General features: G+C 64.6%; 26 protein-coding genes and 1 tRNA gene. 24 read left to right on the top strand and 3 right to left on the bottom strand.

Annotated features, from left to right (window positions below):
- The first annotated feature begins 2 nt into the window (after positions 1 to 2).
- From ABWO17_RS01470 to ABWO17_RS01385, 18 genes are all read left to right on the top strand, one after another.
- Positions 3 to 224, top strand: coding sequence for a hypothetical protein (locus tag ABWO17_RS01470; RefSeq protein ID WP_353115338.1), 222 nt, complete (start codon positions 3 to 5; stop codon positions 222 to 224).
- Positions 225 to 230: 6 nt separating this feature from the next.
- Positions 231 to 1,487, top strand: coding sequence for a phage head morphogenesis protein (locus ABWO17_RS01465; RefSeq protein WP_353115336.1), 1,257 nt, complete (start codon positions 231 to 233; stop codon positions 1,485 to 1,487).
- A gap of 145 nt (positions 1,488 to 1,632) precedes the next feature.
- Positions 1,633 to 2,127, top strand: a complete 495-nt coding sequence (locus ABWO17_RS01460; protein ID WP_353115334.1) for a phage virion morphogenesis protein — start codon at positions 1,633 to 1,635, stop codon at positions 2,125 to 2,127.
- Between the two features lie 323 nt (positions 2,128 to 2,450).
- Positions 2,451 to 3,485 carry an STAS-like domain-containing protein gene (locus ABWO17_RS01455; RefSeq protein ID WP_353115332.1) on the top strand — a complete coding sequence of 345 codons (1,035 nt, stop codon included), beginning with the start codon at positions 2,451 to 2,453 and terminating at the stop codon, positions 3,483 to 3,485.
- A 46-nt stretch (positions 3,486 to 3,531) separates the two neighbouring features.
- The gene (locus ABWO17_RS01450) at positions 3,532 to 4,692 is read left to right on the top strand and encodes a phage protease (protein WP_353115330.1); all 1,161 of its coding nucleotides are present in this window, start codon (positions 3,532 to 3,534) and stop codon (positions 4,690 to 4,692) included.
- Positions 4,693 to 4,695: 3 nt separating this feature from the next.
- The gene (locus ABWO17_RS01445) at positions 4,696 to 5,625 is read left to right on the top strand and encodes a Mu-like prophage major head subunit gpT family protein (protein ID WP_353115328.1); all 930 of its coding nucleotides are present in this window, start codon (positions 4,696 to 4,698) and stop codon (positions 5,623 to 5,625) included.
- Positions 5,626 to 5,636: 11 nt separating this feature from the next.
- Positions 5,637 to 6,020 carry a hypothetical protein gene (locus ABWO17_RS01440; protein ID WP_353115326.1) on the top strand — a complete coding sequence of 128 codons (384 nt, stop codon included), beginning with the start codon at positions 5,637 to 5,639 and terminating at the stop codon, positions 6,018 to 6,020.
- The gene (locus ABWO17_RS01435; RefSeq protein WP_353115324.1) at positions 6,021 to 6,440 is read left to right on the top strand and encodes a gp436 family protein; all 420 of its coding nucleotides are present in this window, start codon (positions 6,021 to 6,023) and stop codon (positions 6,438 to 6,440) included.
- Positions 6,437 to 7,057 (top strand): DUF1834 family protein, encoded by a 621-nt coding sequence (locus tag ABWO17_RS01430; protein WP_353115322.1) that lies wholly within the window; start codon positions 6,437 to 6,439, stop codon positions 7,055 to 7,057. Before ABWO17_RS01435 ends, ABWO17_RS01430 begins: the two co-directional genes overlap by 4 nt.
- Before the next feature lies 1 nt (position 7,058).
- On the top strand, positions 7,059 to 7,262 hold the full coding sequence (locus ABWO17_RS01425; protein ID WP_353115320.1) for a DUF2635 domain-containing protein: 204 nt from the start codon (positions 7,059 to 7,061) through the stop codon (positions 7,260 to 7,262).
- Entirely contained in the window at positions 7,249 to 8,670 is a 1,422-nt protein-coding gene (locus tag ABWO17_RS01420) for a phage tail sheath C-terminal domain-containing protein (RefSeq protein ID WP_353115318.1), read from the top strand. The genes ABWO17_RS01425 and ABWO17_RS01420 overlap by 14 nt, the downstream gene beginning before the upstream one ends.
- A 12-nt stretch (positions 8,671 to 8,682) precedes the next feature.
- The gene (locus ABWO17_RS01415) at positions 8,683 to 9,057 is read left to right on the top strand and encodes a phage tail protein (RefSeq protein WP_353115316.1); all 375 of its coding nucleotides are present in this window, start codon (positions 8,683 to 8,685) and stop codon (positions 9,055 to 9,057) included.
- Positions 9,058 to 9,060: 3 nt separating this feature from the next.
- Positions 9,061 to 9,405 carry a hypothetical protein gene (locus tag ABWO17_RS01410; RefSeq protein WP_353115314.1) on the top strand — a complete coding sequence of 115 codons (345 nt, stop codon included), beginning with the start codon at positions 9,061 to 9,063 and terminating at the stop codon, positions 9,403 to 9,405.
- Between the two features lie 20 nt (positions 9,406 to 9,425).
- Complete coding sequence (locus tag ABWO17_RS01405) at positions 9,426 to 9,563, top strand: hypothetical protein (RefSeq protein WP_155860490.1); 138 nt, start codon at positions 9,426 to 9,428, stop codon at positions 9,561 to 9,563.
- A gap of 3 nt (positions 9,564 to 9,566) precedes the next feature.
- Positions 9,567 to 11,507, top strand: coding sequence for a phage tail tape measure protein (locus ABWO17_RS01400; RefSeq protein WP_353115311.1), 1,941 nt, complete (start codon positions 9,567 to 9,569; stop codon positions 11,505 to 11,507).
- Positions 11,508 to 11,527: 20 nt separating this feature from the next.
- A complete protein-coding gene (locus ABWO17_RS01395) occupies positions 11,528 to 12,868 on the top strand; it encodes a DNA circularization protein (protein ID WP_353115309.1) in 1,341 nt (446 codons plus the stop codon).
- Complete coding sequence (locus tag ABWO17_RS01390; protein WP_353115307.1) at positions 12,858 to 13,967, top strand: phage baseplate assembly protein; 1,110 nt, start codon at positions 12,858 to 12,860, stop codon at positions 13,965 to 13,967. Before ABWO17_RS01395 ends, ABWO17_RS01390 begins: the two co-directional genes overlap by 11 nt.
- On the top strand, positions 13,967 to 14,590 hold the full coding sequence (locus ABWO17_RS01385; RefSeq protein ID WP_502914861.1) for a phage baseplate assembly protein V: 624 nt from the start codon (positions 13,967 to 13,969) through the stop codon (positions 14,588 to 14,590). The genes ABWO17_RS01390 and ABWO17_RS01385 overlap by 1 nt, the downstream gene beginning before the upstream one ends.
- Positions 14,591 to 14,786: 196 nt before the next feature.
- On the opposite strand, the gene ABWO17_RS01380 is transcribed toward ABWO17_RS01385, so the two are convergent.
- The gene (locus tag ABWO17_RS01380; protein WP_353115303.1) at positions 14,787 to 15,071 is read right to left on the bottom strand and encodes a hypothetical protein; all 285 of its coding nucleotides are present in this window, start codon (positions 15,069 to 15,071) and stop codon (positions 14,787 to 14,789) included.
- A 328-nt stretch (positions 15,072 to 15,399) separates the two neighbouring features.
- On the opposite strand from ABWO17_RS01380, the gene ABWO17_RS01375 reads away from it, so the two are divergent.
- The 6 genes from ABWO17_RS01375 to ABWO17_RS01350 all read left to right on the top strand — a co-directional run bounded on the left by ABWO17_RS01375 (position 15,400) and on the right by ABWO17_RS01350 (position 20,027).
- Positions 15,400 to 15,462 (top strand): hypothetical protein, encoded by a 63-nt coding sequence (locus ABWO17_RS01375; RefSeq protein WP_353115938.1) that lies wholly within the window; start codon positions 15,400 to 15,402, stop codon positions 15,460 to 15,462.
- A gap of 684 nt (positions 15,463 to 16,146) precedes the next feature.
- The gene (locus ABWO17_RS01370; RefSeq protein WP_353115301.1) at positions 16,147 to 16,518 is read left to right on the top strand and encodes a phage GP46 family protein; all 372 of its coding nucleotides are present in this window, start codon (positions 16,147 to 16,149) and stop codon (positions 16,516 to 16,518) included.
- Between the two features lie 9 nt (positions 16,519 to 16,527).
- On the top strand, positions 16,528 to 17,589 hold the full coding sequence (locus tag ABWO17_RS01365) for a baseplate J/gp47 family protein (RefSeq protein ID WP_353115299.1): 1,062 nt from the start codon (positions 16,528 to 16,530) through the stop codon (positions 17,587 to 17,589).
- Positions 17,586 to 18,155, top strand: coding sequence for a YmfQ family protein (locus tag ABWO17_RS01360; RefSeq protein ID WP_353115297.1), 570 nt, complete (start codon positions 17,586 to 17,588; stop codon positions 18,153 to 18,155). Before ABWO17_RS01365 ends, ABWO17_RS01360 begins: the two co-directional genes overlap by 4 nt.
- A 43-nt stretch (positions 18,156 to 18,198) precedes the next feature.
- Entirely contained in the window at positions 18,199 to 19,560 is a 1,362-nt protein-coding gene (locus tag ABWO17_RS01355) for a gp53-like domain-containing protein (RefSeq protein ID WP_353115295.1), read from the top strand.
- 8 nt (positions 19,561 to 19,568) lie between these two features.
- Entirely contained in the window at positions 19,569 to 20,027 is a 459-nt protein-coding gene (locus ABWO17_RS01350) for a phage tail protein (protein WP_353115293.1), read from the top strand.
- Positions 20,028 to 20,278: 251 nt separating this feature from the next.
- On the opposite strand, the gene ABWO17_RS01345 is transcribed toward ABWO17_RS01350, so the two are convergent.
- Together ABWO17_RS01345 and ABWO17_RS01340 are read right to left on the bottom strand one after the other, a co-directional pair.
- On the bottom strand, positions 20,279 to 21,034 hold the full coding sequence (locus tag ABWO17_RS01345) for a hypothetical protein (protein ID WP_353115291.1): 756 nt from the start codon (positions 21,032 to 21,034) through the stop codon (positions 20,279 to 20,281).
- A gap of 434 nt (positions 21,035 to 21,468) precedes the next feature.
- Positions 21,469 to 21,545: transfer RNA gene (locus ABWO17_RS01340), tRNA-Arg, on the bottom strand.
- Positions 21,546 to 21,589 lie beyond the last annotated feature (44 nt).

The raw sequence follows: 21,589 nt of genomic DNA, 5'->3' as shown, positions 1-21,589 counted from the left end.
CCGTGTCCATCACCCGTGACCTGGACATCCGGCTGGGGCCGTTCGTGTTCCGCGCCGTGCTGGAAACGTCGCGCCCGTGGGGCCTCATGCGGCGGAACGGCACGGTTGCGCCGCTGGCGTGGTGCTGGGGGCAATCCGAATCCCCCGACCGTTTCCTGCATTTCCGGTTGCTGGTGCTGGGGCCGGTGGGCATGGCGTTCGGTCGCATCCTGCCGGTGCGGTAATCCGTCATGCCCGAAATCCCTTCCCTCTCCTACGCCATGGGCCTGCCGCCCAAGGACGCCATCGTCTACTTCACGGCCAAGGGCTACGCCGTCACCTTCGACTGGAAGGAACTGTGGCAGCAGGCCCACGCGCAGGCGTTCACCGTGGCCGGGGTGGCCCGGCTGGACGTGTTGCAGGACATCCGCGACGGGCTGACCACCGCCCTGCGGGACGGCAAGACGGAACGCTGGTTCCGTGAAACGCTGGAGCCGGTGCTGCGCCGCAAGGGCTGGTGGGGCAAGCGCACGGATACGGCGGCAGACGGGACCGCACGCACTGTGCGCATGGGCAGCCCCGCCCGGCTGCGGCTGATCTACCGTCAGAACATGCAGGCCGCTTACATGGCCGGGCGCTACAAGCAGGCGCTGGAAAACGCCGACGCGCGCCCCTTCTGGCAGTATGTATCCGTGCTGGACGCCACCACGCGCCCCTCGCACAAGGTGTTGCACGGGCGCGTGTTCCGCAGCGACGACGCCTTCTGGTCCACCCACTACCCGCCCAACGGCTGGGGCTGCCGGTGCCGGGTGCGTACCCTGTCGCAACACCGGCTGAAGGCGGAAGGGCTGTCGGTGGAGCGGGGCGCGGGCCGCATGGTCACGCAGGAGCGCGAACTGGTGGACCGCCGCACCGGAGAGGTCACCCGGCGCACCGTGACCGGCTACAAGGTGCCGCAGGCCGGGGAAATAGCCTGGACGGACCTTGGCTTTTCCTACAACCCCGGCGCTGCCGGGCTGGCCAACATGCTGGACGAGGCGGCGCGCAAGCTGCGGGCGGCAGACCCGGCGCTGGCCGCAGCCGCCGTGCGTCACCTGACAAAAGGCGAGGCCTTCGCCGCGTGGGCCGCCGCGCCGCAGGGGCATTTTCCCATGGCCGTGCTGGCGGCGGACGACGCCGCGCGCATCGGCGGCACCAGCGCCCTTGCCCGGCTGTCGCCGGAAACCTGGGCCAAGCAGCGGCGGCACCACCCGGAACTGACGCTGGCCGACTACGCCCGCGTGCAGGACGTGGTGGAACAGGGAGAAGTGGTGCAGGACGGCGCGTTGCGGCTGGTCTACGTGCTGGACGAGCCGGGCGGCTACGTCAGCGTGGTCAAGGCCACCCGCAAGGGCGACGAACTGTATCTGGTCAGCTTCTGGCGCTTGAGCCGCGACGACGCCCAGCGGGCGCGCATCGTGGGCCAGTTGCGGAAGACGAAAAAGAAACAGCCCGGCGCGGACCACTAACGGTCGCACCGGGCGGATACAAGGGGGCGGTGGGGCCTGCCACCCGCAGAAGCGGAAACCCCACAAGGCGCTCCGGGCCATGGCCCGTGCTACGGCAGGCAGAATATCACCGTGTCGCGCCCGTCTTGTACCAAGGAGACTAGCCATGATCGAAATAGAGGTCAACTTCGACGGCCTGGAGCACGGGCTTACCCGCCTTGCGGAACTGGGCCGGGACATGACGCCCGTTACCCGGCAACTGGCGGGCGTGCTGGCCGACGCGCCGGAGCGGGCCTTTGCCGGGCAGCGCGACCCGGTCACCGGCAACGCATGGCACCCGCTGTCGCCGGTCACCATTGGCCGCCGCGCCAAGACCGGGCACGATGGCCCCATCCTACAGGTGCGCGGCCAGCTTGCGGGCAGCCTGCACGCAGACTACGGCCCGGACCATGCCACCGTGGGCACCAACGTGCCCTATGCCCCCACCCACCAGTTTGGCGCGAAGAAAGGCGCGTTCGGCTCCACCAAGCGGGGCGGCCCCATCCCGTGGGGCGACATCCCGGCCCGGCGCTTTCTGGGCGTGGGGCCGGAGGACGAGGAGGAGATTCGGGGGATTTTGGGGGAAGCGGCGAGAAGGGCGTTAGCGGGGGTGGGGACGTGAGTGGCGGAAAGTCCGACGCCAGTATGAGCGAGTCTTGTTGCGAGGCTGCTAACGCAATGCTAACGTAGTTAGCTATAGCGCAACAGATAGGGGGTATTATGAGGCTTACCGTCCCGAGAACGTTTAGTTTCTATCCAGAAGGTTTTTGTGACTTTTCCACGGTGTTGTCCTTTTTTGATTGGAATCCACAAAGCGACCATGTCGAAATTGATTTGAGTGCGTGTGCAAACGCAAATTTCCAAGCGCTATCTTTGATTACATTGTATTGCTTTTTTATGTCGTCAAAAAACATCCGAGTTGACATCATACCAGACGTGAATAGCATGTATTCTCCGTCAGCAATGTGGAAGAGTATGGGATGCAAAGGATGGAGAAAAGTCCTGTCTGGAGAATCTGATCAGTTTATTTCAACTCGTTATAAGCCACTTTTTGCTCTTAAAGATAATGAATCTTTCAAATCTGCAATAAGCAATGTTGAAATATATACAAAAAATTTAGGGTTAGAATATGAAAAGACATTGCGTTATGTCATGTCTGAATTGTTCTACAATGCAATGGAACATGGGGTTTCAGTTCATAAGAAGAATAATAGGGCAATTCCTCCTATTGTTCAGTATACATGGTATAAGCGAAGAGATGAAATACAATTTATCATAGCGGATTTAGGCATTGGAATCAAAAGGCATCTTGAACAGTCCAGCATGCCGTTTGCGGATAGCTGTGAGGCAATAATTGAAGCAATAAAACCGGGAAAGTCTGGAACATTTGGTGCGTCAAGACCATACGAGAGCAAAAACAACGCTGGAATGGGGCTGTACATATCTAACAATATTATTAAAAAGTTACATTCAGACATGCATATTATATCATATGATGGCAGTGTGCATATATCTCCTTCAGACGTCACTCACAAAAAGCTGGAAACTCCTTGGCCAGGAACGTTCGTATGGCTCACTGTAAAACTGAATAAAAACTCACGATTTACTTACGAGAGCACGTTGTCAGAATTGCGATCTGCTGCGGAGAGAGAGATTTTAGAGAAAGATTCTAGTGAAATATCGAAGACCCTTCTTGTAGATATATATAATTATTTTGGAAGAAATGCAGAGGTAAAACCTGAAGCAATTGCGTATCGCGACAAATACATACTTCCTGCAATATTGGAAGGAAAAAGTATAAAGCTTGATTTTTCTGGCGTTGTATCATCTCCTCACAGCTTTCTTAATGCCCTACTGGCAACCCCTGTAGAAAAGCTTGGAATGACAGCTTATAAAAGAATAAAAGTTGTCAATGCGGACTCGGACATACGAGAGACTATTGACTATATAATGGACGAGAACACCTCGTCATCCCACTGAACCCCTTCCCCCTGTCTTGCACCGCATGCCCCCGTATACCGGGGGCATGTCGCATTTAAAGCCCCCGCGTACAACGCACCCCACCGCAGTCCTTACCGTGCCCCTTTCCGTGGGCGACGGCACTTCCGACCTTCCCGACGGGCTGAACGTCCAGCTTCTGCCGGACGGCAGCTTTACCGCGCGTGATGGTCGCCCCGCCTCCATGACCAAGGGCGCGCTGACAGCGTGGTGCCTTGATGCAGACATTGCCGCCCCCGTGGTGGCCGATGCGCAGGCCCGCGAAACCCCGCTGGTCATCGACTACGAACACCAGACCCTGAACGCCAGACAGAACGGCAAACCCGCCCCGGCTGCCGGGTGGATTGATGCCGTCACCTACCTGCCGGGCCGTGGCCTGTTCGCCGCCGTTACCTGGACCGAGCGTGCCCGCGCCTACATCGAAGCGGGCGAGTACCGCTTCATCTCCCCCGTCTTTTCCTTCGACGCCGCAACCGGCGCGGTGCTGCGCCTCATCAGCGCCGCGCTTACCAACACCCCGGCCCTTGACGGCATGTCCGTCGTGGCAGCCGTGGAAGACCTCGCAACACAGGAGACCGCAATGGATGAACTTCTGGAGCGCCTGCGCTGGATGCTGAACCTGCCCGTCACGGCCACGGCGCAGGACATCATGGCCCAGTTGGACAAGCTGAAGGCCATGCTGGGCGGCGAAGGCGAAGCCGCCGCTACCGACGGTGCACCCCCCGCAGGCCAGCCCGCCCCCGTGGACCTGCTGGCCCTGCTCACCGAACAGCGCGCGCAGATTGCCGCGTTGTCGGCGGCCACCCCGGACCCGGCCCGCTTCGTGCCCATGGAGGCGCTGACCGCCTTGCAGCAGTCCGCTGCCGCCTTGCAGGCCCGCGTGGCCGAACTGGAAACCGGGCAGACCGTGGCCGCCATGGCGGTGGAAATCGACGCGGCGCTGGCCGATGGCCGCCTGAACAGGGCCGTGGAGCCTTGGGCGCGCGAACTGGCCAGAACCGACCCCGACGCCCTGCGCAACTACCTTTCCGTGGCCGTGCCGGTGGCCGCCCTGACCGCCATGCAGACCACCCGCGTTACGCCCCAGCCCGTGCCGGGCACGGCGGCCCTTACCGACGAAGACACCTACACCATGAACCAGTTGGGGCTGACTCCCGAAGAGTTCCGCGCCAGCAAGGAGGGCAAGTAATCCATGGCCGTCATCACCAGCGCGCTGCTGAACAGCCTGCGCACCGGCTTTTCCGCCGCCTTCCTGCGCGGCAAGACCAAGGCCGCGCCCATGTGGGACAAGGTGGCCACGCTCATTCCCAGCACCGCCGCGCAGAACACCTACGGCTGGCTGGGCCAGTTCCCCAAGCTGCGCGAATGGGTGGGCGACCGCGTGTTCAAGGACATGAAGGAACACGGCTACGCCATCTCCAACAAGCTGTACGAAGGCACCGTGGGCGTTTCGCGCACGTCCGTGGAAGACGACGCCCTGGGCATCTACACGCCCCTGTTCGAGGAAATGGGCTACGGCGCGGCCACCCACCCCGACGAACTGGTCTGGCCCCTGCTGGCCAACGGGCACGCCCGCACCTGCTTCGACGGCCAGAACTTCTTCGACACCGACCACCCCGTCTACCCCAACGTGGACGGCACCGGCGAGGCCATGCTGGTCAGCAACAACCTAGTGCCCGGTGCCACCCCCGGCGCGGCGTGGTTCCTGCTCGATGTCAGCCGCCCGCTGAAGCCGCTGATCTTTCAGGAGCGCACCAAGCCCGAACTGCAAATGATCTCCAACCCCGACAACGACCACGTGTTCATGAAGGACGAGATTCCCTACGGCGTGCGCTACCGCTGCAACGCGGGCTACGGCTTCTGGCAGATGGCCGTGCGCAGCCAGCACCCGCTGACCGCCGACAACTTCGAGGCGGCGTTGGTGGCCCTGCAAACCATGAAGGCCGACGGTGGCCGCCCGCTGGGCCTTGGCAGCGGCGGCAAGGCGTCCACCCTGCTGGTGGTGCCGCCCACCCTGAACGGCGCGGCCCGTGGCGTTGTGGGCGTGTCCGAACTGCCCGGCGGCGGCACCAACAAGTGGTTCGACGCGGCCACCGTGGTGCCCGTGGCGTGGCTGGGCTAGGGAGGCGCGCCATGCGGTACGCCGTAATTACCCGGAAGAACGTGGAATGCCGCTACCGGGCCGGGCTGCGCTTCAGCCCGGAGCGGACGGTGGTGGACGCCGACGAACTGGGGCCTGCCCGCATGTCGGCCATCCTTGCCGACCCGGTGCTGCTGGCCGTGCCGCTGGGCACGCCGGTGGATGTCGGGGAAGCGGAAGCCGGGGCGGTGGCCGATGCGGCCCTGTCTGCCCCGGTCGCCCCGGTTGGTCAGGGCGAGGGCGGCACGGGCGAAGTCACCGCCGCGCAGCATGCGGAAGCCCCGCAGCCTGCCACCGAAGCGGCCCCGGCCCCGGCTGAACCCCCCACCGGCCCGGCCAAGCCCGCCAGCAAGCCCAACAGCAAGGCGGGCAAGTAGATGGCCTACGCCACCCCCGACGATCTGGTCGCGGCCTTCGGGCTGGACGAGGTGATAGCCGTCACCGACCGCGAGAACACCGGGCAGGTGGACGCCACCGTCGCGCTGGAGGCCCTGAACCGGGCCTCCAGCGAGGCGGACAGCTACCTTGCCGCGCGCTACCCGCTGCCCCTGGCAGAGGTGCCCCCGGCGCTGCTGACCGCCGTGTGCGACATGGCCCGCTACCGGCTTACCGGGGGCATGGCCACGGAAACGGACACCATCGTCGAACGCTACCGGGCCGCCGTAAGCTGGCTGCGCGACGTGGCGGCGGGCCGGGCCGTGCTGCCCGGCGCGGCGGCCCCGGCCCCCGGCAGCGGGGTGGTTATCCATGCCGGGCGGCGCGTCTGGCTGCCCGCGCCCGAAGGGGACGACGCATGATCGCCGCCATAGAAGACGCCATCATCCGCCGCCTTGGCGAGGCCGGGCTGCCGTACCTGCGCACCGTGGCCACCTACGGCGGCGAACTGGACGGGGATGCCCGGCAGGTTGTCCGGGCCTTTCCCGCCGTGTGGGTGGCCTTCAAGGGCGAGGGCGACCCCGCGCCCGTGGGCACCAGCCGCACCGTCTGGCACGTGCCCGCCACGTGGGTGGTGCTGGTGGCGGCCCGCAACCTGCGCAACGAGGCGGCCACCCGCAAGGGCGACGCCGTGCAGGTGGGCACCTACCAGATGCTGGAAGACGTGCGCGCCCTGCTGATGTGCCAGGATTTCACGGAACAGGGGGCGGCCCAGGGGCTGGAAATGGACCCGCTGCGGCCCGGTCGCACCCGCAGCCTGTACAACGGCAGGCTGCAAGACCAGGGCGTCAGCGTCTACGCGCAGGAATGGCACACCCGCTACCCCCTGCGCCTGCCCGCGCCGCCGCTGGACCCGGCCACGCCCCCCGGCGCGCCCCTGCCGCAACTGGCAGCCGTGGGCCTGCGCTACCACCTGCAACCCGACGACGGCGAGGCCGACGCCGTGGACCTGCTGACCCTGCAACAGGGGAGGAACTGACATGCTCGTGAAAGCCGCCCCCGGCGTGAAGGTGCCCGTGGAAGGCATGCCCCGCCGGTACATCGAACAGAACCCGGTGGAAGTGCCGGATACCCCGTACTACCGCCGCCGCATCACCGATGGCGATTTGATGGTGGTCCCGGCCTCTCGCGCCGCCGCCAAGGCCACCGCCGTCAAGAAGGAGGCCAGCAATGACCAGCCCTAACGTCAGCTTCGACACGCTGCCGTCGTCCATCCGCAAGCCGGGCAAGTATCTGGAGTTCAACACCCGCCTTGCCGTGCGCACGCTGCCCGCCAACGAACAGCGCGTGCTTCTGGTGGCCCAGCGCACCGCCGGGGGCAGCCAGCCCGCGCTGGTGCCGGTGGACGTGTTTTCGGACGAGGAAGCCCGCATCCTGTTTGGCGAGGGCAGCGTGGCCCACCTGATGGTGCGCGCCGCCATCATCGCCAACCCGTACCTGTACCTGACCGTGGTGGCCGTGGATGACGACGATGCGTCCATTGCCGCGTCCGGCACCGTGGGCATCACCGGCACGGCCACGTCTTCGGGCGTCATCGCGCTGGCCATAGGCAACCAGACCGTGAAAATCGCGGTGGCCAAGGGCGACACCGCCGCCGTTGCCGCCGCCGCGCTGGCGCAGGCCGTCGGCACGGCCCGGTACCTGCCGGTCACGCCCGCCGCCGAGGGCGGTGTGGTCACGCTTACGGCCCGCAACAAGGGCGCGCTGGGCAACCAGGTGCCGCTTTCCGCCAGCCATACGGTGCAGGGGCTGACCGTGCAGGTAACGGCCATGTCCGGCGGGCAGACGGACCCGGACATTGCCGGGGCGCTGGCCGCCCTGTTTCTGGGCGGACACCACATTCTGGTCACGCCCTACGCCACGCAGGACAACCTTGCCACCCTGCGCGACCACCTGGACGCCGTGTCGCATGCGCTGGAACAGCGCGGGGCCGTGGGCGTGTTCGCCACCACCGGCACGCTGGCGCAGGCCACCACGCTGGCCGGTCAGGTCAACAGCGGGCGTATCTGCGGCGTGGTGCTGCCCGGGACGGTCAGCCTGCCGCACGAGGTGGCCGCCGCCTACGGGGCAGTGGTCGCCAGCGAGGAAGACCCCGCTCGCCCCCTGAACACCCTGACGCTTTCGGGCATTGCCGTGCCGCCGGTGGCCAGGCGCCTTGGCCGCATGGAGCAGGAAACGGCCCTGCACAACGGCGTCACCCCGCTGGAAACGGGGCCGGGCGACGTGGTGCAGATAGTGCGCGCCGTCACCACCTACACGGTGGACGCTCAGGGCGTGGAAGACGTGTCCCTGCTGGACCTGACCACCATCCGCACGCTGGACTACGTGCGCAAGGCCGTGCGCGAACGCATCAGCCTGCGCTTCCCGCGCGAGAAGCTGTCCGCCCGCACGCCCCCCAAGGTGCGCAGCGAGATCATCGACGTGCTGCTGAAGCTGGAAGAACTGGAAATCGTAGAGGAAGTGAAGGCCAACCTGCCCGGCGTCATCGTCGAGCGCGACACGCAGGACGCCAACCGCCTGAACGCGAAGATCCCGGTCGATGTGGTCAACGGGCTGCATGTGTTCGCGGGCCGCATCGACCTTCTGCTGTAAGGAGAGAACCCCATGGCCCTGAAGGAATACCTCGGCGCCGTCATCCTCGAAATCGACGGCAAGGAATACGAGGTCGAGTCCGTGGACATCGACCACAAGAGCGGTCGCAAGCTGGTGAAGACCATGAACCGCAAGGGCAAGCCCAGCGGCTTTGCGCAGGGCGTGCACGAATGGACGCTGAAGCTCACCCTGCCCATCCCCAAGGAAAACGCCCCCGATTGGGACGACATCGTGGGGGCCAAGGTGACCATCTACCCCGTGACCGAAGGCGGCACCCGCGAATCGTATCTGGACTGCGTGGCCATGGACGATGCCCGCAAGTACAGCGTGGACAATGAGGCGAAAGTGGACGTGACGCTGGCGGCCATGGACCGGGTGGAGGAATAGCCCATGACCAACATCATCATGACCCGCACCCCCATGACCGAAACCGGCACCCTGACCATCGGCTGGCAGGATGAAGCCGGTGACTGGCACAAGGACTTCGAGATGCGCCTGCCCACCATGGCCGACGTGGAAGACGCCATGGCCGAGGCGGGCGAAGGGGCCAATCAGGCCCGCATCACCCGCTACGTGTGGGCGCGCACCATCACCCGGCTGGGCACGCTGCCGCAGGATGCCATTACCCCCGAACTGCTGGGGGCGCTGCCGGATACCGAGTTCGGCCAGCTTAACGCGGCGGAGGAACGACTGCGAAAAAAGCTGATGGCCGCGAGCGCCGTTGCCGCGAGCTGAGGCTGGCGGAACTGGCCCTGGTGCATCGCGGCTTCCGGCTGGAAGAGGTTCGGGCCATGTCCCTGCCCGAAATCCGCACCTACATAGAACTGCTGACGGGGCGCGGCCCCGCGCCGGGCAGCAGACGGGTGGTCAACCGCAGGCTGAAGAGGAAATAGCGCATGAACGACATGAGCGTGCAGGTCACCCTGCGCCTGCGCGACCAGATGGGCCGCTATACCAAGCGGGCGCTGGACGACGTGACGCGGGCCACCGGGGATGCCACCACGGCAGCCCGTGGCCTTGCGCGCGCCGGTGCCGATACCGACCGCATGCGCTTCGGCGGCCTGCTGAACGGGCTGCGGCAGGTGGACCGCCTGTCGCGCGCGGCCATGCAGTCGCTACGCGGGGTGGCCAGTGCCGCATCCAACGCCGCCAAGGCCGCCGGTCAGGTGGGCAGCGGCCTTACGGCGGGCGGCTACGTGGCCGGGCGGGCACTGGCCAAGCCCATGGACTACGAACACCGCGTGGCGCAGATGGCCAACACCGCCTATGCCGAGCGCGACGTGGCGGGCCGCCGGGCGGGCATGACCCAACTGGACGCCTCCATCACCGGGGCCGTGCGCACCGGCGGCGGCACCCGCGACGAGGCCGCCGAGGCGCTGGACAAGATGCTGGCGTCCGGGGCCATCAAGGCGGACGCGGCCACCAGCCTGCTGCCGGTGTTGCAGAAGTATTCCACCGCGTCGGGCGCGGCGTCCGGCGACCTTGCGGACATTGTCATCCGGGGCGTGCAACAGGGCTTTTTCAAGCCGGAAGAAGCGCAGGCCGCGCTGGACCGGGCCATGGTGGCCGGGCAGATGGGTGGCTTTGAACTGAAGGACATGGCCCGCTGGCTGCCGCAGATGATGGCCAACGCGCAGGGCATGAAGGGCATGGCCGGGTTCGAGCGGATTCTGGCCAGCGCGCAGGCGTCCGCCGTGACGGCGGGCAACAAGGACCAGGCGGGGAACAACCTCGTCAACCTGCTGGCCAAGATGAACAGCAGCGACGCCGCGCTGGACTTCAAGAAGCTGGGTATCGACCTTTCCGGATCGCTGGCCAAGGCCCGCGAAAACGGCGAACTGCCGCTGGATGCGTTCGTCCGGCTGGTGGAAACCCGCGTGGTGGGCAAGGACAAACGCTTTCAGGCCGCGCGTGCCAAAGCCGCCGGGGCCACCGGCGGCGACCGCGCGTCCGCCCTGAACGACATGGCCGACATTCTTCAGGCGTCTGCCGTGGGCCGAGTGATGCAGGACCGGCAGGCCCTGCTGGCCCTTGTCGCGGAGATGACCCAGAAGGGCTACGTGGCCGACGTGCTGGGCGGCATGCGCAGCGCCACCGGCGCGGGCGAAACCGCCTTCGGCGTGGTGGCCTCCACCTCTGCCTTCAAGGCGCAGCAGGCCAGCAACGAGAAGGACATTGCCGCATCCGGCATGCTGGCCCACGTGAAGCCCTATCTGGACCCGGCCATGGAAAGGCTGGCCGCGTTCGGTGCCGAATTTCCCGCCCTGACCACGGCGGCCATGGAGGCAACCACGGCCATAGGAGCCATGACGGCGGCGGCTGCGGCCTTTGGCGGGCTGCGCATGCTGACCGGCGGTGCCGGTGCTGCCGGGGCGGGGGGCGCAGCCGGTATGGCGGGGCGCGGCGCAAGGTTCGGCAAGCTGGCCGGTCGCCTTGCCGGGCGCGCTGGGGGCCTGCTGGCCGTGGCCGGTGCCGCCTATGACGTGTACGCCACCGAGCAAAGCGCCATGAACCGCAACGACAAGAACGCCGCCCACGTGGCCACGGCGGGCGGGCTTGGCGGAACGCTGGCCGGGGCATCGCTGGGGGCCAAGGCCGGGGCCGCGCTGGGCACGCTGGTGGCCCCCGGCATCGGCACCGCCGTGGGCGCGGGCGTGGGCGGCATCGGCGGCGGGCTGCTGGGCTGGCTGGGCGGCACCGGCCTTGGCCAGAAGCTGGGGGACATGATCTTCAAGGACGAGCGCGTGGTGCGCGTGGAATCGGTGCTGCAACTGGATGGCCGGGAAGTGGCCCGCGCCGTCAACGAAGTGAACGGGCGCGACGCCACCCGCCACTAACGGCGCAACGGGATCATCGCATGGCATGGAAGGACAACCTGCTGGACGCCAGCTTTCGGGGCGCGGGCTTCGAGGTGCTGCGCACCCGCGACAAGGGCGAACGCGCCCTGGTGGAGCACGAATACCCCTACCGCCCCGGCGCGGAAGTGGAAGACATGGGGCGCAAGGCCCGGCGCATCAGCCTTACCGCCGTCTTCAACGGGCCGCAGTACGAGGCCGGGCTGGCACGACTGGTGGCGGCGCTGGAGGAATCCGGCCCCGGAGAACTGGTGCATCCGGTGTTCGGTTCCGTCACCGTGCGCGTGGCCTCGTGGGACATCCCGCACGAAGGGGAGCAGCCCGACTACGTCGAGGTGGCGCTGGAATTTGTGGAGGCCGGGACCGACAACGCCTTTCTTGGCGCAACGGGTGCGCGCGGCGCGGCGGAAGGCGCGGCCCTGAACGCGGAAGGCGCGGCGGGCGAGGCCAGCGAGGCGTCGGGCCAATCCTTCGCGCGCTGGCTGGAACAGACCGCCAGACAGTACAGCCTTGCCGACAAGGTGGACGTGCTGAACAGCATGCACGACACGCTGGACGAGTACGACGCCATACAGCGCGCCGGACGGTCTGCGGTGTACTATCTGGACTTTCCGTCCGCCTACCTGTCCGACCTTCAGGCCGCGCAGCAGACAGCGGCAGACCCGCTGGCCGTGCAGGGCGGCGGCTTTCGCAACTGGCAAAAGCTGTCGCAGGCGTTCCCGTCGCGCAGCCTGACCGGGGGCACGGGCCGCAGCTACCCGGCGGGCGTCAGCGCCTATGCGGGCAGCGTGGCCGCTGGGCCGTCCACGGGGCAGGCCGTTGCCTCTCCCACGGTAAGCATCCCCTCGGTGGACGCCGCGCGCCCGGCCCAGCAGGCGGACCTTTCCACCCCGCAGGGTGCCACCAATGCGCAACTGGCCGTGCTGGCCAACGTCACGCAAACGGCGCTGCTGACGGAGCAGGCCACGGCGCTGTTGCAGGCGGAGGCCGCCGCGCCCACCCTGACCCCGCAGGAAGTGGAGGCCGTGGTGGGCAACCTGCGCGACCGCATGCAGGACGCCATGGACGGCGCGCGCATCGTGTTGCCCGCGCAGGACGCCTATGCCGTGGCGCAGGCCCTGCGCGATGCGGCGCTGGCGTTGCAGGAACTGGGCGCGGCGGTCATCGAACAAAGCCCGCCGCTGGTGACCCACGTGGTGGACGCCCCCTGCAACCTGCACCTGCTGGCCCACCGCCTGTATGGCGACTATCGCCGCGCCGCCGAACTGGAGCGCCTGAACCCGGCCATCCGCAACCCCAATTTCCTTGCCGCCGGACAGGAGGTCACAGGGTATGCCCGCTGAACGCGACGCCGTCACCCTGATCGTGGGCGGCAGGGAACACCGCGACTGGACCAGCTACGAACTGGACAGCGACCTGCTGACCCCCGCCGATGCGTGGCGCGTGTCGCTGGGCATCCCGGCGGACGCCGTGCCGCAGTCGGTGCGCCCGTGGGCCGCCGTCACCATGGCCGTGGGCGGGCAGGCGGTGCTGTCTGGCCGCATCGACCGGGTGGAACGGGCCATTCGCAAGGGGCAGCACACCCTGTCCCTGTCCGGTCGCGATGGTGCCGCCGTGCTGGTGGACTGCTCCGCGCCGCTGTTCGTGGCCCGGCAGATCGACCTGGAAGAGGCGGTGGCGCGCATCGTGCGACCGCTGGGCATCAGCCGCGTCCGGGTGGGGAAACCCGCTCTGGAAGTCAGGCGCGAGAAGATTACCGTTGAACCGGGCATGACAGCGTGGGACGCCCTGCAACAGGTGGCCGAGGCCAACGGCATGTGGCCGTGGTTCGCGCCGGAGGGCACGCTGGTGGTGGGCGGCCCGGACTACACCGCGCAGCCCGTGGCCGACCTTGTGCTGCGCTTTGGGGACGAGGGACGCACAAACAACGTGCTGTCCCTGACGGTCAGCGAATCCGTGGAGGGGCGGCATTCGGAGGTCACCGTGCTGGGCCAGAACCACGGCACGGAAGATGCCGAGGGCGAACACGCCCTGCGCGCCGTGGCCAGGGATTCCGGCGTGGCGTGGCACCGGCCCAAGGTGGTTGTGGAATCGCAGTGCGACACGGAAGACATGGCCCGTCGCCGCGCCCGCAAGCTGCTGGCCGACGGGCGGCTGTCCGGTTTTCAGGTGCAGGCCACCGTGCGCGGGCACCGGGCGCTGGATGCCACCGGCACCGGCCCCCTGTGGGAACCGGGGCAGCGGGTGCGCGTGCTGTCCGAGCCGCACGGGCTGGACGCAACCCTGTTCCTGATGCGGCGCACCTTCATCGGTGGCCGCGACCGGGGACAGGTGACGGAACTGCTGCTGAAGGAAGACGGCGTGTGGCTGCCGGACGTGGGCAAGCACCGCAGGCGCAAGAAGGGCGACGCGGCAACGGAGATGGAGGTGGTAGACCTGTGATGCAGCGCGTGCAGGCCATGATCAACCGCACACTGGCCACGGTGCGGCAGGCATTCCGCGCCCGGCTTACCGGGCTGGACAGCAAGCCCGGCGTGCAACTGGTGCAGGCGGCGGCGCTGGCCGGGGAGCAGGTGCAGGCGGCGGAACTGTTCCAGCACTTCGGCTTCACCTCGGCCCCGCCCGTCGGTACGCAGTGCATCCTGCTGCCGCTGGGTGGCAAGACGGCCCATTCCGTGGTGGTGGCCACCGAAAACGGGGCCTTCCGCGTGCAGGCCCTGCAAGGGGGCGAGGTGTGCGTCTACAACCAGTGGGGCGCGAAGATCACGCTGAAGAAGGAGAAGATCGTGGAGGTGGATTGCGACCACTTCCGCGTGGCCGCCAAGGAATCCATCCAGATGGAAACCAAACAGTGGCAGGCCACGGCCAGCGAGGGGGCAGGTTTCGCCTCGCCAGCATTAGCTATCGGTGGCGTGGGTGGAAAGAAGGCACTTGCGATGCTGGACGCAGACCTGAACACTACCGGCGACGTGACCTCTGAAGGGGACCATATCGCCAAGGGTATCAGTCTCCAGCATCACCGCCACCCAGGGGATTCCGGCGGCTCGACGGGGGATGCAGAGTAGTTATAGCTGCATCTAGGCGCTGTAAAGGAAAATATGAAAGCAGGTTAGCATGTAATGTTTCGTATTATTTCTTTCATTTGTGTTGCTCGTTGTATTTAATTTTTTACATAAGAACATATAACAAATGTATTTCTAGTTTGTATCAGACTGAATACGGCGTCGGGACTGTGAAATCCGCCACGACGCCGTATTAATACTATTTAGGCCCTATATGTAAGATATATTCATTGTCTAATCTTGTTGTAAAATCTTTTCCTTCATCTCCTTCTCCTGAAAGTGAATAGCTTCCATCGTTTTTTATAGTATATTTTGCTTTTGAGCCATCTGTAAAAAGGAAATAATGTGAGACGCATTCACCATCATGCTCAGTATAGCATGATTTTATTCTTGAAATATTATCAATTCCAACTCTCGATATGGGCTTCTCTGGGGTTATTGTGAGTTTTCCATTTTCATCGCGCGTAAGTTTTACGTTTGGCATGATGATAACTCTCCAAATTTAGAGGTTAAGGATGAGATGCGCACCTGTTCTTGCTGTCTTTCATCCACCGCCACGAGGGTGGTGGCATGGGCGCCCTGCGGCATTGGTATATTTATTAACGATTATAGCGATAAGTACTTTTTTAGTCTAGCCAATGCCGCCTCACCACGATTGATGCACTCCTCGGCATGTGGTGCGGGACTCTTCCGCAGGGCCATGTTTGCACGAGCTTAAGCTGAGTGGGTTGCGGATGTGTTTGGCCCACGCTGGACGCCGCCCCGAACACGACCTGCGACGTGACCCTTGATGGGAACCATGTCGCCGGGGCATCAGTCGGCGGCGCCACCGCCATCCTGGGGATTCGGGTGGGACGACGGGGGAGGCGGTGTAGGATGGCATTGCTTGCGTTGTGGGCGTTTAGCAAAGGTGACCCACAGAGTAGCAACAGCAAGACCAATTTTTACGAAAAGTGTTGCTTTAGAGCAGTCTGGTGCTTGCATCATAAGCGCGGATATGAAAATCATCGATAAAAAAAGATTTAATATAGACGATTCGTATTCATTATTGACTTCAAGCGCTTTTTTGTATTTATCTTTTGCAGTATGAAAAGATTTAGTCCAAAAAAGCCTATCGTTCCCACATAATAAATACAATTCATCTATGTCTTCAGAATCATCAACATGTTTGTCATCAATCATTATTGATGATGATCTAAAGCATATGCACATAGATAATATTAGTGATGTTACCATCCAAAATATTTGAGAAGATTCTTCTGCATTTAAGTATGTAAAAATTCCAGTATTTGTTCCGCTAATTGACATTAATTGAATAGACATTATTGCAGAAAATACTGCTAGAATTAATTTTAACTTTCCTATTAGCGTTGCCCGTCTGTCTTGAAGCATCTTATAGCGTTCCCATATGTTCTTAACTAATACCTCAATATGTTCATGTGAAAATTTATTTTCTTTTGCAATCATTATTTTTTGCCTATGCATAGTTAGAGTTGTTTTGTAGACACACTGAACCCCTTCCCCCTGTCTTCCTTCCCAGCCGCCACTAGAGTGGCGGTATGGGTACCGATGCCGCACTTGATACACTTTCGGGCGACTATACCGGCGAACGCATTTCCAGTCTAGCCAATGCCGTCTACCTGCGCCTGATGACGCCCCTTGGCACGTGGTGGGCGGACCCTTCCGTGGGGTCGCGCCTGCACGAACTGGAGCGGGAAAAGGACGTGGCGCGGGTGCGGCGTCTGGCCGTCCAGTACGCCGAGCAGGCCCTGCAACCGCTGGTGACGGACGGACGCGCCCGCGCCGTCAGCGTCACCGTCAGCGGCCTGGGACGGGACGATTCCGGCGGCGGGCGCTGCCTGCTGCATGTGGAAGTCACCGACGCGGCGGGCCGCCATGAAATGTACACCCATCCCGTGCGGGTTTCCTAAGGGGCGGCCATGTCTTTCATCATCCCCACCTTCGAGCAGATACGCGCGGCCCTGCTGCGCGACGTGAAGAACCTGCTGCCCGACGCCGCCACCACCACGGACAGCGACGCCTACGTGCGCGCGTCGTCCGTGGCCTCTGCGGTGGAGGGCCTGTACCAGCATCAGGCGTGGATGGCCCGCCAGATACTGCCGGACACGGCGGATACCGCCTACCTTGAACTGCATGCGTCCTTGCGCGGCATCACCCGCAAGGCGGCCACCACGGCCACGGGCACGCTGTCCGTTACCGGCACCGCCGGAGCAGAAGTGCCCGCGTCCACCCTGGTGCGCCACGTGGCCACCGGGGTCACCTTTGCCACCACGGCTGCCGTCACCCTGAACGAAGGCGGCACGGCCACCATCGCCTGCGCGGCGGCCAGCGCCGGGGCCATGTCCGACTACGCCGACGAGCCGGTGCTGTTCGTCACCGCGCCCACGGGCGTGCAGGCCGAGGCCCGGCTGACCCTCACCGGCGGCACCGACGCGGAAACCGACGCGGAACTGCTGGCCCGCCTGCTGGACTACATGCGCAACCCGCCCGGCGGCGGCAACCGCTACGACTACCGGCGCTGGGCCATGGAGGTGCCGGGCATCACCGGGGCGTGGGTCTACCCGCTGCGCCGGGGCATCGGCACCGTGGACGTGGCCGTGCTGTCCGCCGGGGGGCTGCCGTCGGCGGAACTGGTGGCCGCCGCACAGGCCAGCATCGATGCCAAGCGCCCGGTGGCCTGCAAGGATGCGCTGGTGCTGCCGCCCGCGCCGCTGCCCGTGGATGTGCAGGTGCGGGTCCGTCTGTCCGGCGTGCTGCTGGCCACCCTTGCGGCGCAGGTGCAGGCCGCCCTGGCCGCCTACTTCCTGACGCTGGAGCCGGGCGGGCTGGTGGTGCGGTCGCGCATCGCCGCCATCATTTCCGGGCTGCCCGGCGTGGCCGATTGCGAGGTGGCCGCCCCCGCCGCCAACGTGCAGGCCGTGGTGGATGCCGCGCGCATCGAATGGCCGCGCCTTGGCGCGGTCACCGTGGAGGCCATGTGAGCGGGCACGCCACCCTGTTGCGCACGCTGCTGCCGCCCGTCAGCTACGACCCCAACGGCACAGCCATCGGCGCGCACCTCACCGCAGAGGGCGCGGCGCTGGATGCGGCGCTGGCATCGTCCGTGCGGGCGGTGCTGGGCATCAACCCCTTCCGGGCCACGGAATGGCTGGAGGATTGGGAGCGCGTCTACGGCCTGCCGGACCCGTGCGCCCGTGCCGACCGTACCCTGCAAGAGCGCATCACCGCGCTGGCCATCGCCGTGCAGGAGCGCGGCGGCCTCTCGCGCGGGTGGTACGTCCGGCTGGGGGCCATGCTGGGCTACACGGTGACGGTGCGGGAATACCAGCCCTTCCGGGCTGGGCGTTCGCGCGCCGGTGACGCCCTGACCAACGGCGACTGGCAATTCGCATGGGCCGTGGCCTCGCCCGCGCAGACCGTCCACCGGTTCCGGGCCGGGCGCAGCGCGGCAGGCGAACCGTTGGCCCATTGGGGCGACGAGATTCTGGAATGCGTGATGCGCAGGCTTGCCCCGGCGCACACCAAAGTGCTGTTTATCTACGGATAGTTATGGATAGTTACGGAACGGAGAGCAACGGACAGGAGCCGCCATGCACCGCATAGACACCCCCGGCGCGACGCCGGACAACCGCTTTACCGAAGGCGACCCCACCATCCCCACCGCCGCCACGGAAGTCAGCGCCGAATGGCTGACCGCCGTGCAGGAAGAGGTGGCCACCGTCATCGCCGGGGCGGGCATCGCCCTGGACAAGGCCGACAACGGCCAGTTGCTGGAGGCCATCAAGACGCTGGGGCCGGATCGCTTCAAGGGCTTTGCCACTTCCGGCCAGCACGAAGCATGGGAGGCCGATCTGGCGGCCATCAACCGCAACAGCCTGTATGCGGTGCGCAAGGGCACGGCCACCGGCTTGCCGGAGGACATGCCCGCCGAAGCGTGGGCATTCGTCCACACCATGGTCATGCCCGGCGATGCCGCGCGCACCCAACTGCTGTGGTCCGTGGACGACCCGGACCACCCCGGCTGGTGGCGACGGCGCACTGCGGGCGCGTGGGGCGAGTGGAAGAGCGTCGGGTCCGGCGGTTCGGGCATGCCCATCGGCATGACCTTCTGGTGGCCGGGCACCACGCCCCCGGCGGGGTCGCTGGCCATCAACGACGGGCCGCTGCTGCTGCGCGCGGCGTACCCGCAGTTATGGGCCATGGCGCAGGCCAGCGGAAACATCATCACCGAGGCCGCGTGGCAGGCGCAGGCCGCCGTGCAGTCGTCGGTGGGTGCGTTTTCCAGCGGTGACGGGGCGACGACGTTCCGCTGCCCGAGATTGCGCGATTTCGTGCGCGGGGCGGACCCGGCGGGGGGGCGTGGCGTCGGGATGTGGCAGGATGCTTCGAGCATCACCGGTTCCGTGCTCTACGAAGGCGGCTCGCCGGGTGCTGGTTTGCGGCTGAACCTGGGGAGTCTTGATGGACAACAGCAGGTCCAGTCTTCCACGGCAAACAGCAGCAGCCCCACCACGCAACTCTCCGTGACCACCGGGCGCATGCGACCGCCATCGGTCAGTTGGCTGCCCTGCATCAAGGCATTCGACACCGTGACCAACGCGGGCGAGGTGGACATTGCCGCGCTGGCCGCCACGCTGACGGACAAGGTGGACAAGTCCGCCTGGGTCACCCTTGTGGCGGGGCGGGCGTGGAAGCTGCCCAACGGACTGATCTTCCAATTCGGGACGTACACCGGGCTGGCCTATGACCAGTCGGTGACGATTACCCTGCCTGCCACCATGCCCACCGGCGGGCTGTTCTGCGCAGGCAGTGATGACGACACCGGCAGCAACCTTGCTGTCGTGCTGGCAAAGTTCATGAGCAACGGTTCGATCCGCCTGACCAACGACGCCGCCTATGCAGTCACCGGCGGGCGCACCATATCCGGCAAATGGATTGCCGTCGGGTACTAGGAGACACCATGCAGTTGCAGAGTTACTACGCCGCCTCGACCGGCGAGTTCCATATCGAATCGTTGGGCACCGCACCCGCCGATGCCGTGCCGATCACGCCGGAGGAGCACGAGGCCCTGCTGGCCGCGCAGGACCGGGGCCTGCGCATCGTTCCCGGCGCTGACGGCCAACCCGTTGCCGTGGATGGCCTGCCTACGCTGGATGATGCCGTGGCCGCCAAAGCGCGCGAAATCCGTACCGGGTACGACACCGCCCTTGCGGGCGTGCTGGCCGGGGCGGATGCCACCGCCACCGGCGTGGCCGTGGGTTCGGCCCTGATGGCCGTCACCGACCCGCAGGGACTGGAATATCTGGTGGACATGCTGACCGCCCGCCGCGTGGCGCTGGAACAGGCCCTGTTGGCCGCGCAGGCCGGAGAGGAACCCTTGGCCGCCGTGCTGGGCATCGTGGTGAGCTATCCCACGTAGCGTGATTGCCCGGCGCCGGGCGCGTTCACTGACAATTGCAGAGGGAAGAGAAAGGAAAGGCCCGGTCGCGCGCTGCCATATGGGAAGACGCGACCGGGCACGAAGCCGAGAGGAACAGGCGGGGGCGTTTCCGCGCCCCCACCGGCCCGACCGAGAACTCGCGTAGGCAGGAAATGAATGAAGCGCCCGGCTCGGGCCGGGCGCTCTTCATCACTAGAGATTCCTCGCAGGAAAAAACGATGAACGGCCTGTCAATTTTCAGCGGTTGCACCGAAGAAAACAGGCATGTCTTTGGACACATGAGCCCAGTACTGAACCTTGTCGCGATGCGTTTTGACCGAGCCGGGAAGACCTTCCCCTCCGACCAGCTTGAGGTCGCGCAAAATCTGGCCCCTTTGATCTGGCGTATATTCAGGATTCACGGTTGCGATTAGTGTAATCATGCAGGATATCGTATCCATCGCCGCATTGGCATTTCCGCCCGGTGCCGACATCAGCATGACTTCGCGCACCCGGCGGGTTTTCTGGTCCGCAGTAACCAGAAAGCCCACAACGTCCGTCAACATGGCCTGTCCGGTATCCCTGTCTTCACCCTTTTCAATTTTCAAGGCAGGCAGCTTGTGATTGAATTTAAGCTTTTTTGCTGTCTTGTTGAAGTTCTTGTGGAATTCTTCGATTTTCATATTCATTGAGGCAGGAGGAAGCGGGGCGGGCGCAGGCTCCTCTGGCTCGCGCTGCGGCTCTGCACTCGGTGCTGGCGCTTGTGCGGGAGTTTGACCGGAGGAGCCTGCGGTGGAAGCAGACTGATTAGTAATTGTATCGGGTGTTTTCTTGGCAGGTGAAACGACATTAAACGCCATCGTACACGCAATGGATATACCAAAATAAAGACCAAATGCCTTCAACCGAGTCGGATTTTCGGTCCGTAGTACTAATGAAGGCTTAAGCAAGCCAACTACTGAAGCCAGTAGTGAGCAAAGAACAGCAAGAGCCAGAACAGTGGCCATAAGTCCTCCTCCGGTGAACGAGTATGTATTCGTAAAATACATACGCAAAGCCTTTACAGACATCAACCGGATGGGTCGCACTGGCTGGCCCTTTTCACCCCCTGTGCGAGGCCCGCAAGCAACCCCAATGCCCATCACCTAACTTGAGAAATCGCCGTTCTCAACTCGCGTGGCGAAATTTCTCAACTATGGTGACGGCTCATGCCCAAATCGCGTGCGCCGCTACAATTGCTCATCGGCAACCGCTAACGCAAAGCCCCCGGCGAAAATTTCGCCGGGGGCTTTTAGTGCCAAGCGGGCTGCGCCGCCGTGTCAAACGTCGCGCGCGCGTACAATTTCTATTCACATCCCCAAGGTTGGAAATAGGGTTGGAAAAGTTTTTCCAACCCTATTCGAGAAAATTCTTTTTATCAGCCAACCATTTGATTTTATTTTGGTGCGCCCGGGAGGATTCGAACCCCCGGCCAAGAGCTTAGAAGGCTCCTGCTCTATCCACCTGAGCTACGGGCGCGTGACGAGAGGGGATTTTTCTAGCCGAGCCAGTGCCGCCGGTCA

Origin of the sequence: Nitratidesulfovibrio sp. (assembly GCF_040373385.1) — a bacterium.
GTDB lineage: Bacteria > Desulfobacterota > Desulfovibrionia > Desulfovibrionales > Desulfovibrionaceae > Cupidesulfovibrio.
This window is presented reverse-complemented; position numbering and strand designations above follow the sequence as displayed.